Origin of the sequence: Algoriphagus oliviformis, assembly GCF_017254915.1 — a bacterium.
GTDB classification, from domain to species: domain Bacteria; phylum Bacteroidota; class Bacteroidia; order Cytophagales; family Cyclobacteriaceae; genus Algoriphagus; species Algoriphagus oliviformis.
Map to the genome: position 1 here is coordinate 383,367 of NZ_JAFKCT010000003.1, position 15,777 is coordinate 399,143.

Sequence of the window (15,777 nt, forward strand, 5' to 3'; positions counted from 1 at the left end):
TTAAAAGCGATGAGCGAAAAAAATAAGAATAAAAACTTTGTCCCAAAGGCACCCCAGAAACCCAATTTCCAGCTTTGGCTGATCATTGCGGCGGTGCTCGTGCTCTTGGGGCTCACCTGGATACAGCAGCGCGGGGCCGTGATCGACATCACCCAAAAACGCTTCGAAGACATGTACCTCGCTGGCGATGTATCCAAAGTGGTAATCGTCAGAAACATGAACCGGGTGGACGTCACGCTGAAGCCCTCTGCCCTGCAAAACGCCAAGTACAAAACCGAACTGGAGTCCAATTCTTCCTTTTTCAATCCTTCCGGCCCACACTACGCACTACAGGTCACCACCTCTGACAAATTCCAAACTGACTTTCAAGCCCTTGAGGAAAAAGTACCGGAGGAAGACCGCATCGGAGCTTCCGTGACCAACGAGGAAAACTGGAGCAGCTATTTTGGAAGCTTCGGTTTCCTGATCCTCCTGTTTGTGTTCTTCTGGTTTATGATGCGGAGAATGGCAGGCCCATCCGGTCCGGGCGGACAGATATTCAATGTCGGCAAGTCGAAGGCCCAGCTCTTCGATGCCGAAAACAAGGTAAAGATCACGTTTGACAATGTGGCAGGCCTGGACGAAGCAAAGGAGGAGATCCAAGAAATCGTCGAATTCCTCAAGAATCCAGGAAAATTCACCAAACTCGGCGGCAAGATTCCAAAAGGCGCTTTGCTGGTAGGCCCTCCAGGCACCGGTAAAACCTTGCTTGCCAAAGCCGTGGCCGGTGAGGCAGGCGTTCCTTTCTTCACGCTTTCGGGTTCCGACTTCGTCGAAATGTTCGTCGGTGTAGGAGCTGCCCGCGTGCGGGATTTGTTTAAGCAAGCCAAGGAAAAGGCACCGTGTATCATCTTCATTGACGAGATTGACGCCATCGGCCGATCTCGGGGCAAGGGCCAAATGCCCGGCTCCAACGATGAAAGGGAAAACACGCTCAACTCCCTTTTGGTCGAAATGGACGGCTTTGGTACCGATACCGGGGTAATCGTTTTGGCTGCGACCAACAGGCCTGATGTACTCGACAGCGCTTTGCTGAGACCGGGTCGATTTGACCGGCAGATCTCCATCGACAAGCCGGACATCGTGGGTAGAGAGGCGATTTTCAAAGTACACCTCGCTCCGATCAAGGTTTCCAACGACATTGACCCCAAGAAATTGGCCGCCCAAACTCCTGGCTTTGCCGGTGCGGAGATTGCCAACGTCTGCAACGAAGCAGCCCTGATCGCCGCCCGTAGAAACAAAACAGCAGTGGATATGCAGGACTTCCAGGACGCGGTGGACCGTGTCATCGGCGGTCTTGAGAAGAAGAACAAGATCATCTCTCCGGAGGAAAAGCGAATTGTCGCCTACCACGAGGCGGGCCACGCAGTGGCTGGCTGGTTCTTGGAGCATGCCGATCCTTTGGTCAAAGTGAGCATCGTTCCGCGCGGTGTGGCTGCATTGGGCTACGCCCAATACCTTCCCAAGGAACAGTTTCTCTACCAGACTGAGCAGCTCATGGACGAGATGTGCATGACACTGGGTGGACGCGCAGCGGAGCAGATCATCTTTGGAAAGATCTCCACCGGCGCGCTGAGCGACCTGGAGCGAATCACCAAGCTGGCCTACTCCATCGTATCGGTGTATGGCATGAATGAAAAGCTCGGCAACGTCTCCTTCTTTGACAGCAAGAGCGATGGCTACAAGATGACCAAGCCTTATTCCGAAGCCACCGCCGAGATGATCGACCAGGAGGTCAGCAACCTGATCCAGGTAGCCTACGACCGCACGCTTGCACTGCTCAATGAGCACCGGGAGCACCTGGAGATCCTTGCCCAGGAATTGCTGGAAAAAGAAATCCTCTTCCAGGCAGACCTGGAAAACCTGATCGGCAAGCGCCCTTTTGCCAAGGAGACTACCTACCAGGCCTTCACCAACAAAAAGGAAAAGAAATCGACTCCTCCGCTCGACACCAAGGCCGAAGATGGCCACACGGTGACCGATCCAGCCAAGCTGGAAGTGCCGGAGTCCAATCCAGAAAAATAAACCAGAAAGCCCCGAGCCAATCGGGGCTTTCTTATTTTTGTCCCTCGACCCTATCTTTGGCACATGCTAGCTAATACGCCGGATTTTCCCCTGAATGGCAAAAAACTCTATTTCGCTTCTGACTTTCACCTCGGCGCGCCAGACTCGGCCACAAGCAAACTCAGGGAAAAAAAGATCATCCGTTGGCTGGACAGTGTGGCAGACGATGCCGCAGCCATCTTCCTGGTAGGGGACATTTTCGACTTTTGGTTTGAGTATGGCCAGGTGATCCCCAAAGGATTTATCCCCTTCATATCCAAAATCGCCCAGCTGCGGGAAAGGGGCATCCCCATCCTTTTTTTCACCGGCAACCATGACCTGTGGATGAAAGACTACTTCACCCAAGAGCTGGGCATCCCCGTCTACCACCACCCGATTGAGCTCAGGATCGAGGGCAAAAACCTCCTGGTCGGCCATGGAGATGGCCTGGGGCCTGGCGACCGGTTTTACAAGCTGCTCAAAAAGGTCTTCACCAACCCCTTTGCGCAGTGGCTTTTCCGCTGGGTCCATCCAGACCTGGGGATCAAGCTCGCCAAGGCCTGGTCGGGCCACAGCCGCATATCCAACATCGAAAAAGACGAAAACCACTTTTTGGGCGAAGCCGAGTGGCTTTGGCAATATTGCAAGGAAGTGGAGGCCAAGTACCACCACGATTACTACATCTTTGGCCACCGGCATCTTCCGCTGCAGCTTGAGGTTTCCAAAGATTCCACGTACTTTAACCTAGGAGAATGGGTCACCCAATGCACCTACCTGGAATACGATGGAACAGAAGCCAAGCTTCTGAAATTTGAATCATGAAACTTTCGCTGATCCTTTTTTTTGGATTTCTGTCCAAAGCCCTTTTTTCGCAGGAGGTGCTGGAATTTGACGCGCCGCTGGCGGAAATCCCGATGGAGTACCTCGACCTGGTCTCCCTGGACACCAAGGATCAGCTCTTCGCCAGCAACACCTCCGGAGACATCTACCTTTTTGACCAAAAAGGGAAGCGGGTAAACGTCTTTTCACCGACTCGGCAGGCCCGCCTCCAGCAGCTGGAAGCCTCCTGGACGGTTAACATTTTTGGCTTTTCGGCCGATGTACAGGAGTACCGGGTGCTGGACAGGTTTCTGAATCCCATCGCCGAAAACAGCTTCCAGCTCAACGACATCACCCTACCCAAAGCCGCAACACTGGGCAACAACAACGTGGTCTGGGTCTGGGACGAGTCCGACCTATCCCTCAAAAGCCTGGACTACCTGAGAAACGTCGTCCTCCAATCGCAGCCGCTCAACCTGATCCTCGACTCGGAAGACCTTAGGGTGAGCGAGATCCGGGAGTTCAAAAACCGGCTCTTCATGAACGTCCCCGAAAGCGGGATCTACATTTTTGACAACCAGGGAAACTTTCTCAAGAAGGTAAACCTCAACATCGACCAGCGGATCTGTTTTTATCGGGAAGCCCTTTTTTGGGTGGAAGGCCACCATCTCAAAATGTACTCCCTGCGGTCGCAGGCAATCTTTGACATGGGTACGCTTCCAGCCAAGGATATCCAGTACCTGCAAATCGGCCAAGAAAACATGGTTTTCGTCAAAAAAAACCTCATGCTCGTGTATCCCATCCCCGAGGGACTACGCCAACTTAGATAGGCTCATCCGAGCAGGCAGGCAAAAAAAACCGCGGAGCCCAATCAGACCTTTGACCACATTACCGTACAAAAAAAAACCGACGGAGTTTCTTCCATCGGCTTTTTTGAGCATCGCTTGGACAGCCAAGTATTAGCTGATCGCGACCAGCTCGATATCAAAGATCAGGTCCTTGCCGGCAAGCTGATGGTTGGCGTCCAGGACGATTTTCTCTTCGTCGAGATCGACCACCGTCACCTGCATCGGCTGTCCACCCCCGCCCTGCAGTACGAGCTGCAGACCGATCTCGGGCTGGATGTTTGGTGGCACCTGGCTTCTAGGCACCTCGATCATCATATCGTCTCTGCGCTCTCCGTATGCCTCGGCCGCAGGGATAGTTACCGTCTTTTTGTCTCCGATGACCATTCCATAGACTGCCGCATCAAAACCTTTGATCATATTGCCATCGCCCAGCGTGAAACCAAGCGGCTCGCGGGATTGTGAACTGTCAAAAACACTCCCATCATCCAGTCTTCCGGTGTAATGCACCTTGACGGCATCTCCTTTCTTTGCTTGCATGATTGTTCATTTAGTGAAGTGCAAAGGTAGGGATTATTACTTGCCTAGCCAATCGGACAAAAATGTCCGAAAACAGTATATTTTTGTACAAATCCGTACACTTTTCGGACAAAATCAGCGCTTAGCCCCTCTATTGGTACTTGGCACCATTTTCCCAATACCAAGCGAAACAATCGACCATGGAAGCTCAAAACTTAGGCAAAATCCTCATCATCGACGACAACGAAGACTTGCTCTTTGCTGCCAAAATGCTTTTGAAAAAACACGCCAAAGAAGTAGTCATAGAAAAAGATCCCCGCCGTATCCCTTTTTTGATCAACAACAACAGCTTTGACGTGATCCTGCTGGACATGAATTTCCGCGAGGACACCACCTCGGGCAAGGAGGGATTCTACTGGCTGAGCCAAATCAAGGAGATTGACCCCAAGGCCGTCGTGATCCTGATCACGGCCTTTGGCGATGTGGAGATGGCCGTGCAGGCGCTGAAGGAAGGCGCGACGGACTTCATCCTGAAGCCTTGGCAAAACGAAAAGCTCATCGCCACGCTCTCCGCAGCCATCAAGCTGAAGGAAAGCTACAACGAGGTGGACAAGCTCCAAAAGAAACAAAAACAGCTTCAGACCGACCTGAAAAAGCCCTACACCGATATCATCGGCGCTTCGGCTTCGATGAAGAACATCTTCTCCATCATAGACAAAGTCGCGCAAACGGACGCAAACGTGCTGATTCTCGGTGAAAACGGTACCGGTAAGGAGCTCATCGCCCGGGCGATCCACGAGCGCTCGCTGCGCAAGGACGAGATCTTCGTGGGCGTGGACATGGGCGCCATCACCGAGACCCTCTTCGAGTCCGAACTCTTCGGACACAAGCGCGGCGCATTTACCGATGCGAAAGACGACCGCGCGGGCCGTTTCGAGATTGCCGACAAAGGAACTCTCTTCCTTGACGAGATCGGCAACCTCTCCATGCCCCTGCAGTCCAAGCTGCTGACCGTGCTCCAGCGTCGCGAAGTCACTCGGATCGGTACCAACAAGGCCATCCCGGTGGACATCCGCCTGATCTGCGCGACCAACATGCACGTGCATGAAATGGTGATGGAAAACACCTTCCGTCAGGATTTGCTCTACCGGATCAATACCGTGGAGATCTTTCTGCCTCCGCTGCGCGAAAGACAGGACGACATCCCTACCCTAGCCAACTATTTCCTGAAAAACTACTCCCAGAAATACCGCAAAAACTTCGTCGGCTTCCGACCTGCCGCCATGGAACTGCTCCAGCGCTACCGGTGGCCGGGCAACATCCGCGAGCTGCAGCACGCCATCGAGCGGGCCATCATCATGGCCGAGGGCGATGAGCTGGACAGCCGGGATTTCTTTTTCCTCTCAGCCAAGCCAGCTTCGGAGAAAGCGCCGACATCCGTCACCCTCAACCTGGACGACATGGAACGCAGCACCATCCAGCGGGCGATTGACAAAAACGGGGGCAACATCTCCAAAGCCGCCAAGGAGCTCGGCCTGACCCGCGCTTCCCTCTACCGAAGACTGGAAAAATATGGATTATAGAGTCGGTTTGCTGGGCCGCATCGCCCTGGTGGCGGCCTCGCTGTTTCTCCTGGCCTACGGCATCATCGATGACTGGGGAGTCTTTATGATTTCCCTGTTTTTGATTTTGGTGGTGTTCCAGATCATCTTTCTGGTCAGGTATTCGGAGAGTTCTTTCAAAAAAGTCCGGCTCTTTCTGGACAATATCAAGCAGGACAAGTACTCCCAGCTCTATCCGGTGAAGTTTGACGGCACGGAGACGGATGACCTGCACATCGAGTTTAACGCCATCCTGGCCAAACTCAAGGAAGACCAAGCGGAAAAGGAGGCCAACTACCAGTACTTTCGCTCCGTCTTCAAGCACCTGAGCATAGGGCTGATCACCTTTGGCGAAGGCGGGGAGATCCAGATCCTCAACGTCGCTGCGAAACGAATCCTCAACATCGAGGATCTCAAAAACATCTCGGACATCGAAAGCATCAACAAGGAGCTTCACCTTGCCGTCCAAAACCTCCGAACCGGTGGCTCTGAGCTCATCAAGATCGCCCATCCAGACGGCATCATGCAGCTCTCGGTGTACGTGATCGAGCTGCTCATGCGAGGGGAAAAATTCAAGCTTGTCTCCCTCCAAAACATCCAATCCGAGCTGGAGGAAAAGGAAATGGAAGCCTGGCAAAACCTGGTCAAGATCCTTACCCACGAGATCATGAACTCCATAGCCCCGATCTCCTCCCTCGCCGGCACGCTCAAGGCCGACATCGAGCACAAGATCGAAAACAACGAGCGCGCCACCGAGGAGGAACTCGAAGATTTCCTCATGGGTATGAGTACCATCGAGAAGCGCAGCGAGGGCTTGATCAACTTCGTATCCGACTTCAGAAGTCTGGCACATATCCCTACGCCCAAATTCACCAGCATCGGCATCGCCAAGCTTTTCGAGCATTTGGAAATACTCCTGCAGCATCAGTTGGAGTCAGGAGGAATCACTCTGAAAATGGAGCTAAACCCCAAGGAACTGATCCTCTTTGGAGACCAAAACCTCATCGAGCAGGTGCTGATCAACCTCCTTCAAAATGCCATCCAGGCCCTCGAGGACTCGGAGGAAAAGACCATTGTCCTCAAGGCCTTCATCGACGAGGCGGGCAAGATCATCCTGGAAGTCTGCGACACCGGCAAGGGTATAGAGGAGGAAGCCCTCGGCAAAATCTTCATCCCCTTCTTCACCACCAAAAAGAAAGGCTCAGGCATCGGTCTCAGCCTCTCCAAGCAGATCATGCGCCGCCACAAGGGCAACATCCAAGTCCGCTCCCAGCTCGGTGAGGGCACGACCTTCAAGCTGATTTTTAACGGATAGAATCCTGGCGAAAAAAAGGGGGACGGCGCTATCTCGAAGGTTTGAGTTGTAAGTCGTAAGTCGTAAGTCGTAAGTAGTAAAACGATCTTCTTGAAAATCCATCAAAGCATTGTAATCCGAAGCCGCTGGCTTCGGATTTTTTTGCAAAAAAGAAACCTCAAAAAGCTCAAAGCCATTCGAGAATCTAGCCATGGACTATGGACTATCAGCCGCCAGACTTATCCCCAAAGAAAAACCCTCCAAGGGACTTAAAGCCCTTGGAGGGTGAAAACTCTAGCGTCTTGATACTTAGGTCTAGCGTCTAATTTACAAGCCAAACATCCTCGGTAGCCAAAGCGTGATTTCAGGGAAAATCATGATCAGCGCCAAGCCTACAATCATCGCGAAGAATAGCGGCAAGAGCGGTTTCAGTACCTGCTGGATGGAAATCTTGGCGATCCCTACCCCGATAAAGAGAACCGAGCCTACCGGAGGTGTACAAAGTCCAATACACAGGTTGGTCACCATCATGATCCCGAAGTGAACCGGATCCACGCCCAGCTTGGTCACCACAGGCAGGAAGATCGGCGTGAAGATCAATACCGCCGGCGTCATGTCCATGAAGATGCCAACGAAAAGCAGGAGCAAGTTGATCAGGATGAGAATGACGATCTTATTGTCACTCAGGGAAAGGAGGGCGGAGGAGATGTTTTGTGGGATGTCCTCGCTGGACATCACCCAAGACATCGCCATGGACGTCGCGATGAGGAGCATCACCACCGCAGTAGTCTCGGCGGACTTCAGCAGTACCGCAGGGAGGTCTTTCCACCCGATCTCCCGATAGATCAAGGAGAGCACCAGGCTATATACCACCGCGATTGCGGATGCTTCCGTCGCCGTAAACACGCCCCCGACTATTCCGCCGATCACCAAAACCAGCAAAAACAAACTGGGAAGGGCATCGATAAACGTCTTGGTGACCAGCTTCAGGGAAGAAGGCTCGCCTGCGGGGAGTTTTCTCTTTTTCACCAAAACCGCAGCCGTGATCATCAGCAATAGGCCGATCAGCATACCGGGAAGATAGCCCGCCACAAAGAGCGCTGCCACAGACACCCCACCGGAAGCAAGGGAGTAGACGATCAGCACGTTGGAAGGAGGAATGATCAGACCGGTGGTGGAAGAGGTGATGTTCACCGCCGCGCCAAGCGCTTTGGGGTAGCCTTCCTTTTCCATTCTTTTTCCCAAAATCCCCCCCATAGAAGAAGCTGCCGCAACCGCAGAGCCGGCGATCGCTCCCATCAGCATCGCCGCCACCACGTTCACGTGCAGCAGACCGCCAGGGAGTCGCCCCGTCAGCGACTTGGCAAACTCGATCAGACGATTGGCAATACCGCCCCGGTTCATCAGCTCACCTGCCACGATGAAAAACGGGATCGCCAAAAGCGAAAAGCTGTCCAAACCAGCCCCCATACGCTGCGCCACGGTAGTGATTGCCGGCATGGTAGCCACCGTCACCATCAGGGTGAGCATGCTGGAAAGACCCAAACTCCAAGCCACCGGCACGCCTATGCCCAAGAAAAACAAAAATGAAATAACGAGAATCAATACACTTAATACTTCCATTATTCGGCGGTTTTGAGGGTTTGGGCGAGATGGACGATGGAATAGACCTGGTAGTAGGCGACCAGGATTCCGCTAAAGGGGATGATCCCATAGACATAGGCCAGCGGGATCTGGAGGGTGGCGGACTTTTGTCCGAGGATGAAGGTGATGTACACCAGATTGGCTCCGCCGATCATCATGGCCGTCACTGCGAAGACCAAAATGCAGACGTGGATCAAGATCATGAGCTTCTCTTGGGCCTTGCCCTTCAGCTTGGTCAGGAGGATATCGATGGCCAGGTGTTCGTTTTTTCCCGCCACATAGGCCGCACCGAGCATTCCCACCCAGATGAGCATGTACCGGGACAGCTCGTCGGTGAAGGAGCTCGGGCTCTTGAAGACATACCGGGAGGTGACCTGCCAGGTCACGTTGAGCACCATCAGGCCCATGAGGAGGACCAGCAGATGGGCGATGACGTTGTCCATTTTGGACTTGGTTTGTATCGAAAACATCAAGGGATCTTTTTTGGGTTTGAGGGATTATTGTACTTCGCGGATGGCTTGCACGACGGCATAGATCTCGGGCTGGGCGACTTTCAGCTGCTCGTAGACACCTTCCACTGCCTTGCGGAAAGGCTCCTTGTCCGGACGCACGATGGTCACTCCGGCAGCTTCCAGTCCCGCCATGGACTCGGCATCGGACTTCGCCCAAAGCTCCGCCTCATAGGCCGCAGACTCATCCGCCGCCTCCTGCACCCAAGCTTGCTCCTCGGGTGAAAGCTGGTTCCAGACCTTGGTGCTCATGATGACCACATCGGGGATGGAAGTATGCTCGTCTAGGCTGTAATACTTGCAGACTTCATAGTGCTTGGAAGTGTAGAGGCTGGGCGCGTTGTTTTCGGCTGCATCCACGATCCCCTGCTGTAGCGCCGTGTAGAGCTCCCCGTAGGACACCGGCGTGGGCGAACTGCCCATGGCCTTCACCATGTTGGAGGCGGTAGGGCTTTCCATCACCCGCACTTTGAGTCCCTTCAGGTCCTCGGGCGTGTTCACGGGTTTGTCTTTGGTGTAAAAGCTGCGCTTGCCCGCATCGTAGTAGCACAGTCCACGCAGCCAAAACTTCTCCCCGTTGAGCAGAAGCTGCTTGCCGATGGGGCCGTTCAATACTTTCTTTTGATGGGCATCGTCGCGAAAAAGATAAGGCATGCCATAGACCTGCATCATCGGCGCAAAACCCTCCAGCGCCGCGGCGGAGACCTTGGTCATCGCCAGGCTGCCGACCTGAAGCAGCTCGACCAGCTCCCGCTCGGAACCCAGCTGCTGGTTGGGATAGACTTTGACCTTGATTTTGCCCCCGGATTTTTCCTCGATCTTTTGCCCCATGAATAGCATGGCCTCGTGGACAGGGTGGCTTACCACCTGGGCATGGCCTAGCTTGATGACCTTCACGCCCAGCTGATCCGAGCAGGACCAGAGCAGGCTGGAGATCAAAACGAAAAACAATAGGGTGTTTTTTTTCATTGGGTTTTGTTTTACTGACTTAGGGGATAACAATATTAGCCTTTCCCTTTTTACCGTGCTGAGAATCTACGGAATCGATTTAGAAGCGATTTGGGCCAATTTTATTTTTCCAAAAAGACCAAAAAAAGAATCAAGTCAAAGCTCCAAGGCCTTGCCCTGCCGGGACGATTCATAGATCGCACAGATCAGGGCCACGGACTTTTTGGCCGTCTTCCCATCCACTATGACTTCACTTCCTGAGTCCAAGGATTCCAAAAACAGCCGCCACTGATCGAGGTGCAGCTGGATTCCAATTGCGTTGGGATCTGAGGAGCCGCTTCCTCCGCCAGCATCATGTGAAAGCTCCAAAGGAGACTGTCCCTTCACATTCCAAGCCGTCAGCTTCCCGCCTTCGAGAATCGCGCTTCCCTCGGTGCCAAACACCTCGATGCGCTCGGGATAGCCGGGATAGAGTGCCGTCGCCGAGGTGATATTCCCCAAGGCTCCATTTTTGAAATTCACCAAAGCGGCACCCAAGTCCTCGCCCTCGATGGGGTAAAGCGTGGTCTGCACCTGGCCATAGACGTTTTTCACCTCACCCATCAGGTCCAGAAGCAGGTCGATGGTATGGATGCCTTGGTTGATCAGCGCGCCACCGCCGTCAGCTTTGAGCGTGCCCTTCCACTTGCTGGTGGAGTAGTAGGCATCGTTTCTAAACCAGTTCACATAGGCATTGCCCATGAGCAGGCGGCCAAAGACTCCGGCATCCACAGCTTGTTTGAGCTTTTGGTAGTCGGGGGAAAAGCGGTTTTGGAAGATCACCGCCAGCTTCACTCCCTTCTTTTCCGCCGCGGCGATCAGCTCGTCAGCTCTGGAGGGATTGATCTCGATGGGCTTCTCCACCACGAGGTGTTTGCCCGCGGCAATCGCCGCCAAGCCCGGCTCCAAGTGCATGCCGCTGGGCGTGCAGATGCAGACGATATCCAGGCCTTCCACTGCCAAAAACTCCGCGGTGTCCGAAAACACCGGCGCGGAAAACTTCTCCCTTGCCGCTTCGGCGCTTGTGGGATTGGGATTGAAAAGTCCGACCAATTTGGCTCCTTCCAGCTCTGCTATGGCCTGGGCGTGCTTGATCGCGATGGCGCCCGTCCCCACGATCCCGATTCCTTTCATCTTGCTCATTTCAGTTCGTTTATGATTTGCGCCCAAGTTGCTTCTGCGACGGGGACGCCATTTTCAAGATTTCTTTTTCGCGTGCGCAAAGTCTGCTGACCGGGGTAAAAGACCGACTTTCCTTCGAAAGCCTCCGCCCCGAGATAGTCCGTGATGATCGCCTCCGCCTTGTCGGCAAACCAAGCCTCCAAACCCAAGACTTTCGGGTCGAGGGAGATAAAAACCTGCGAAAGGCTAGACTCCAGCGGCTTTTTCCCAATCCCGCTTACACTATCTCCGCCAGAAAGCAAAGCCGCCAAAAGGTCTATCATCAGCGAAAGCCCCGCCCCCTTCCACATTCCCATCGGCAATGCCGATTGGTTTTCCAAAACCACCTGGGGATCGTGGGTCAAGTCGCCTTTTTCATTAAAACCAGCCGGGAAATCCGTGGTTTGTCCCGTGGCCGCCAAGCGGCTTAGCTTTCCATAGGCAAACTGGGACATGGCCATATCCAGCACGGCGGGGCCGTTCTTACGGGGAATGGCGATGACCAGGGGATTGTTGCCGAGCCTGGCTTCCTTGGCGTCCCAGGCAGGCATATTGGGCATGGTGTTGGTGAAGCAGAGGCCGATTTTGCCCTGCTCCACGGCCTGCCAGCCGTAGCTCCCGCCCCGCATCCAGTGGTTGGTGTGTGCGAGGGCGACGCAGCCCATCCCATGCTCCGAGGCAAGGGCCATCGCTCGCGCCATTGCGGCTTGGGCATTGAGATTGCCTGAGCCGAGCTGCCCGTCCCAGCGCTCAAAAAAACCGGATTTGGAAAGCAGAACGGGCTTTTTATCCATCAAAACCACCCCCTGACGAATGTAGGAAAGAAACCTCCCAAAGCGCTCCACGCCATGGGATCGCACGCCGTCCAGGTCCGTTTTCGCAAAAAGCTCCGCACAGCGATGGGCCTCATCCCCGGCAAAGCCTTCCCTGACCAAGATTTGCCGGAGCGTGTCCAGCAGTTCGGGAAAAGGGATAAGTAGGTCTTTCATGGGCTAAGGGCTGTGGGAAACAAGATACCCAGCTCCCGTCAAATCCCCAATTCTATTTCGGATCAGTGGCGACGAGGGCATTCAGATACAATTCCACATTACAATACTGCCTGTCAAGGGTAAAGAGGCCAGCGTCAAGCGCCGACTTCGGATCGAGGCCTCTGGATTTTTCCCAATCGTCGGGCATGCCATCCTGATCGCTGTCCAAGGGTGCTGCTGCCGTGGCGAGGACTGGCCAGCCTCCCACTTGGGATTGGGAATCGATGATGCCGTTTTGCCCGAAAGCATCCCGGCCAGAACGCACCTCCTCCACGACGCGCTTGTCCACCGCATCTCTTGCGTGACTCGCGCCAGCTCCTGCCAGCACCCTCGCGTAGGCTTCATCCGCCGAATAGGTCTTTGATCCGGCAAAATCCAATTCGCCTTCCAGCAGCTTCCAGTTTTCCTTGGCCTTGAACACGCCGAGGGAATTGTCCTGTGTGATTTCGGGAAAGCCCTCGACCACATTTCCGCTCAGGAAGAAATTGCCGTAAGGCTGATAAGGCTCCAGAATGCGGACATTCTTCACCGGTGTCGCTGGGCCAGGCTTGTAGTAGTTCGCTACCATGTTGTAGTTGCCCTGCTCTCCGGCGTAGGAGCTGTTGCCCATCCAGTTGTAGATGACATTGTTGCGGAAGTCCGCCAGTTCTTTTTCGGGCATTTTGTGGTAGCGCGAGCCGTTGAATCGGGGATTGCGGCTGTTGTGGTCCGAGAGGAGATTGTAGAGAAAAGAAGCTTTCATTCCGCCCCAGATGCCTCCGTAGCCATGGGCTCCCTTTTCGTGGACGGATTGGTTGAGGCTTTCGGAAAGTATGCTGTGCTGCAGGGTAAAGTTTTCATTGTCATAGAAAGAGCCGCATTCGTCGGTCGCCCAGCTCAGGGAGCAGTGGTCGATGATCACATCTTTGACCCGAATCGCACTCATCGCATCATCCTGTACCTGGCGCTCGTCACCCATGCGGCTGCGGATGTAGCGGATGATGACATTGTCGGCTTTGATCTTCAGGGGAAAGTTCTTTAGCGTAATCCCCTCCCCCGGAGCGGACTGCCCCGCGATGGTCAGGTCGCCATACTTGATATCCAGGGAGGACTCCAGCGCTATGGTGCCGGACACGGCGAAGGTGATGATGCGCGGTTCCTTCTTCTGTATCGCTTCGCGCAAAGTCCCAGGCCCTTTGTCGGCCAGGCTGGTGACCACGTAAACTTTGCCTCCCCGTCCCCCGGAGGTAAACTTCCCAAATCCCTCTGCCCCCGGAAAGGCCAAGGCTTCGGGACTTTCTTGGGCTTTTGCCGCAGGCGAAAAGAGAAAACAAACCAGGAAAATGCAGTAGGCAAAAAGTCTCATCGCCCCTTAACCCACAGTTTCCAACATCGAAACCGCCCTTTTGCAAAGCTGCAGGCAAACACCCCAAGGATCGCGCAGCATGACCAGATGGGAGCCATCCGGCAGGATATCATCGCTGAGCTCCTCCGCTCCGGCCTTGATCAGGCGAAGCTTGTCGGCAGTCGGATCTCCGGAGACCAATGCCAAGTGCACGGCCAGTGGATGCAGTTTGGAAAACTCCAGCGTCTCGCCCTTGGGATTGGAATAAAGCTCCAGCATGACCGTGCCACTGTCGTCAGCCAAGAAAGTCATGTAGGGAGCCTCCGCCATTTTCTTTTTCACCCGGAGCCCCAAATGCTTTTCATACCAGTGGGACATGGCCTTGGGATTGGGCACGTTGAGCGCAAAATGTTCAAATTTCATCGTAAGTATTGGTTTGTCAGTTCAGCGGAAAGCCCACTGGCAGACTGTTTAGATAGATTTCCAGATAGGTGTAGGGCGTGCCGGGCTTGACCTTGGCTCCGTCACTGGCGTCTTTTGGGTCGAGTTTGTTTTCGGTCTCCCAGGCATCCGGCATCCCGTCTTTGTCGGTATCCACGGGACTTTGGCCCCGCTCCAGCTCAGGCCAGCCGCCGACGTCGGCTTGGGAATCGATGATCCCGTTTTTGCTGCCCAGCGAACCGGGAAAGTCAAAGGTATTGGACTTCACATTGGCCAAGATACGGAGATCCACCGCATCCCGTCGCATGGACTGTCCTGCATGTGCCAATACTAGATCCAAAGCCTCCGCAGCGCTGTGCGTGGTGACGTTTTGCTTGATGTCATGGGGCCCACTGAGCCGCATGGCATTGAGCTCCGCCTGCGGAATCTGCCCGTAGCTGCCGTGAAACTGATTGAGCACGCCTTGGCCCCAGTTGTCGGCCAAGACTTGGGGATTGCCCTCGACGGCATTGCCGTCGATGAAGAATTTGCCCCAGATATCGTAGACTTCGGTGCCCACATTCTTGTTTTTGTCGATGGACACGATACGGTTGCGCTTGCTTCCGCTGGGCGTGGCCGGTCCGGGCTTGTAGTAGTTGTTGACGATGTTCACGTTCATCGCCTCGCCGCCGTAGGTGCTGTTGCTCGCCCAGTTGTAGATCACGTTGTTTCGCACATCGACCAGGTCGGTGAGGGCAAAAGCCTTCCCGGCCTCCTCCCCGAGCCTGGGGTTTCGGCTGTCATGATGGGCGAGGAGGTTGTGGTGGAAAGAGGCGTTTTTCCCACCCCAGATGCCCCCATAGCCATGGGAGCCCTTTTCGTGGACGGATGTCTTGAGGCTCTCGGAGATGATGCTCCACTGGAGGGTGAAGTTCTCGTTGGCGTAAAAGGTCGCCGTCTCGTCGGTAGACCAGCTCAGGGAGCAGTGGTCGATGATGATGTTTTTCTGAAAGCGGGCTTCCAAAGCATCGGCCTGCTGTCCACCCACATCCCCCATGCGAAAACGCAGGTAGCGGATGATGACGTTGCTGGCACTGATGACTACGGGATAGTCGCGGATGGTGATACCTCCGCCCGGGGCACTTTGGCCCGCGATGGTGAGGTCACCTTGGATGATGTTGAGCCGGGACTTGAGCCGGATGGTGCCGCCTACGGCAAAAACTACCGTGCGCTTGCCGGACTGGCTGAGGGCATGGCGGAGTGTGCCTGCACTGCCGTCGTCCTCCAGGCTGGAGACATAGATGACCTTGCCTCCACGTCCGCCAGTGGTCTCCCTGCCAAAACCCTCCGCTCCGGGAAAGGCATAGACTGGGCCAGTGTAGGGAGGAACGACTTCCTCCTTCTCTTCCTCCTGCACATCAGGCGTCTGCACCGCATCTCCTTCGGAACAGGAGAGCAGAAAAATTGCCCAAAGCAGGGATAACAGTGTCTTTTTCATAAATCAACCGGAATGGGCATTCAGAAAAAAGGTGAGGCACTAGCCC

14 protein-coding genes are annotated in these 15,777 nt (G+C 54.5%); 5 read left to right on the forward strand and 9 right to left on the reverse strand.

The window, feature by feature from the left end; translation table 11 throughout:
• Positions 1–9: 9 nt before the first annotated feature.
• The 3 genes from ftsH to J0A68_RS09955 all read left to right on the forward strand — a co-directional run bounded on the left by ftsH (position 10) and on the right by J0A68_RS09955 (position 3,731).
• The gene (gene ftsH / locus J0A68_RS09945; protein WP_206578059.1) at positions 10–2,064 is read left to right on the forward strand and encodes an ATP-dependent zinc metalloprotease FtsH; all 2,055 of its coding nucleotides are present in this window, start codon (positions 10–12) and stop codon (positions 2,062–2,064) included.
• A 63-nt stretch (positions 2,065–2,127) separates the two neighbouring features.
• Positions 2,128–2,904, forward strand: coding sequence for a UDP-2,3-diacylglucosamine diphosphatase (locus tag J0A68_RS09950; protein ID WP_206578060.1), 777 nt, complete (start codon positions 2,128–2,130; stop codon positions 2,902–2,904).
• The gene (locus tag J0A68_RS09955; protein ID WP_206578061.1) at positions 2,901–3,731 is read left to right on the forward strand and encodes a hypothetical protein; all 831 of its coding nucleotides are present in this window, start codon (positions 2,901–2,903) and stop codon (positions 3,729–3,731) included. The genes J0A68_RS09950 and J0A68_RS09955 overlap by 4 nt, the downstream gene beginning before the upstream one ends.
• A 129-nt stretch (positions 3,732–3,860) precedes the next feature.
• On the opposite strand, the gene J0A68_RS09960 is transcribed toward J0A68_RS09955, so the two are convergent.
• Entirely contained in the window at positions 3,861–4,289 is a 429-nt protein-coding gene (locus tag J0A68_RS09960; protein WP_206578190.1) for an FKBP-type peptidyl-prolyl cis-trans isomerase, read from the reverse strand.
• 176 nt (positions 4,290–4,465) lie between these two features.
• Between J0A68_RS09960 and J0A68_RS09965 the strand changes: the two genes are divergently transcribed.
• Together J0A68_RS09965 and J0A68_RS09970 are read left to right on the forward strand one after the other, a co-directional pair.
• Positions 4,466–5,848: a sigma-54-dependent transcriptional regulator gene (locus J0A68_RS09965; protein WP_206578062.1), complete on the forward strand. Its 1,383-nt coding sequence runs from the start codon at positions 4,466–4,468 to the stop codon at positions 5,846–5,848.
• Positions 5,838–7,181 (forward strand): sensor histidine kinase, encoded by a 1,344-nt coding sequence (locus tag J0A68_RS09970; RefSeq protein WP_206578063.1) that lies wholly within the window; start codon positions 5,838–5,840, stop codon positions 7,179–7,181. The genes J0A68_RS09965 and J0A68_RS09970 overlap by 11 nt, the downstream gene beginning before the upstream one ends.
• A gap of 306 nt (positions 7,182–7,487) precedes the next feature.
• Here the strand turns inward: J0A68_RS09970 and J0A68_RS09975 are convergent, their stop codons facing one another.
• The 8 genes from J0A68_RS09975 to J0A68_RS10010 form a co-directional block, all read right to left on the reverse strand.
• Positions 7,488–8,783 (reverse strand): TRAP transporter large permease, encoded by a 1,296-nt coding sequence (locus tag J0A68_RS09975; protein WP_206578064.1) that lies wholly within the window; start codon positions 8,781–8,783, stop codon positions 7,488–7,490.
• On the reverse strand, positions 8,783–9,274 hold the full coding sequence (locus J0A68_RS09980; RefSeq protein ID WP_206578065.1) for a TRAP transporter small permease: 492 nt from the start codon (positions 9,272–9,274) through the stop codon (positions 8,783–8,785). The genes J0A68_RS09975 and J0A68_RS09980 overlap by 1 nt, the downstream gene beginning before the upstream one ends.
• A gap of 27 nt (positions 9,275–9,301) precedes the next feature.
• Positions 9,302–10,282, reverse strand: a complete 981-nt coding sequence (locus J0A68_RS09985) for a TRAP transporter substrate-binding protein (protein ID WP_206578066.1) — start codon at positions 10,280–10,282, stop codon at positions 9,302–9,304.
• 135 nt (positions 10,283–10,417) lie between these two features.
• The gene (locus J0A68_RS09990) at positions 10,418–11,443 is read right to left on the reverse strand and encodes a Gfo/Idh/MocA family protein (RefSeq protein WP_206578067.1); all 1,026 of its coding nucleotides are present in this window, start codon (positions 11,441–11,443) and stop codon (positions 10,418–10,420) included.
• On the reverse strand, positions 11,440–12,450 hold the full coding sequence (gene yiaK / locus J0A68_RS09995; RefSeq protein ID WP_206578068.1) for a 3-dehydro-L-gulonate 2-dehydrogenase: 1,011 nt from the start codon (positions 12,448–12,450) through the stop codon (positions 11,440–11,442). The genes J0A68_RS09990 and yiaK overlap by 4 nt, the downstream gene beginning before the upstream one ends.
• 52 nt (positions 12,451–12,502) lie before the next feature.
• Entirely contained in the window at positions 12,503–13,834 is a 1,332-nt protein-coding gene (locus J0A68_RS10000; RefSeq protein ID WP_206578069.1) for a pectate lyase family protein, read from the reverse strand.
• A gap of 6 nt (positions 13,835–13,840) precedes the next feature.
• Positions 13,841–14,236 carry a VOC family protein gene (locus tag J0A68_RS10005; RefSeq protein ID WP_206578070.1) on the reverse strand — a complete coding sequence of 132 codons (396 nt, stop codon included), beginning with the start codon at positions 14,234–14,236 and terminating at the stop codon, positions 13,841–13,843.
• A 16-nt stretch (positions 14,237–14,252) separates the two neighbouring features.
• The gene (locus J0A68_RS10010; RefSeq protein WP_206578071.1) at positions 14,253–15,731 is read right to left on the reverse strand and encodes a pectate lyase family protein; all 1,479 of its coding nucleotides are present in this window, start codon (positions 15,729–15,731) and stop codon (positions 14,253–14,255) included.
• Positions 15,732–15,777: the final 46 nt, after the last annotated feature.

Excerpts from the sequence above, each read along its gene's own strand:
- ftsH (WP_206578059.1), top strand. The coding sequence starts at position 10 with ATGAGCGAAAAAAATAAGAATAAAAACTTTGTCCCAAAGGCACCCCAG.
- J0A68_RS09950 (WP_206578060.1), top strand. The coding sequence starts at position 2,128 with ATGCTAGCTAATACGCCGGATTTTCCCCTGAATGGCAAAAAACTCTAT.
- J0A68_RS09955 (WP_206578061.1), top strand. The coding sequence starts at position 2,901 with ATGAAACTTTCGCTGATCCTTTTTTTTGGATTTCTGTCCAAAGCCCTT.
- J0A68_RS09965 (WP_206578062.1), top strand. The coding sequence starts at position 4,466 with ATGGAAGCTCAAAACTTAGGCAAAATCCTCATCATCGACGACAACGAA.
- J0A68_RS09970 (WP_206578063.1), top strand. The coding sequence starts at position 5,838 with ATGGATTATAGAGTCGGTTTGCTGGGCCGCATCGCCCTGGTGGCGGCC.
- J0A68_RS09975 (WP_206578064.1), bottom strand. The coding sequence starts at position 8,783 with ATGGAAGTATTAAGTGTATTGATTCTCGTTATTTCATTTTTGTTTTTC.
- J0A68_RS09980 (WP_206578065.1), bottom strand. The coding sequence starts at position 9,274 with ATGTTTTCGATACAAACCAAGTCCAAAATGGACAACGTCATCGCCCAT.
- J0A68_RS09985 (WP_206578066.1), bottom strand. The coding sequence starts at position 10,282 with ATGAAAAAAAACACCCTATTGTTTTTCGTTTTGATCTCCAGCCTGCTC.
- J0A68_RS09990 (WP_206578067.1), bottom strand. The coding sequence starts at position 11,443 with ATGAGCAAGATGAAAGGAATCGGGATCGTGGGGACGGGCGCCATCGCG.
- yiaK (WP_206578068.1), bottom strand. The coding sequence starts at position 12,450 with ATGAAAGACCTACTTATCCCTTTTCCCGAACTGCTGGACACGCTCCGG.
- J0A68_RS10000 (WP_206578069.1), bottom strand. The coding sequence starts at position 13,834 with ATGAGACTTTTTGCCTACTGCATTTTCCTGGTTTGTTTTCTCTTTTCG.
- J0A68_RS10005 (WP_206578070.1), bottom strand. The coding sequence starts at position 14,236 with ATGAAATTTGAACATTTTGCGCTCAACGTGCCCAATCCCAAGGCCATG.
- J0A68_RS10010 (WP_206578071.1), bottom strand. The coding sequence starts at position 15,731 with ATGAAAAAGACACTGTTATCCCTGCTTTGGGCAATTTTTCTGCTCTCC.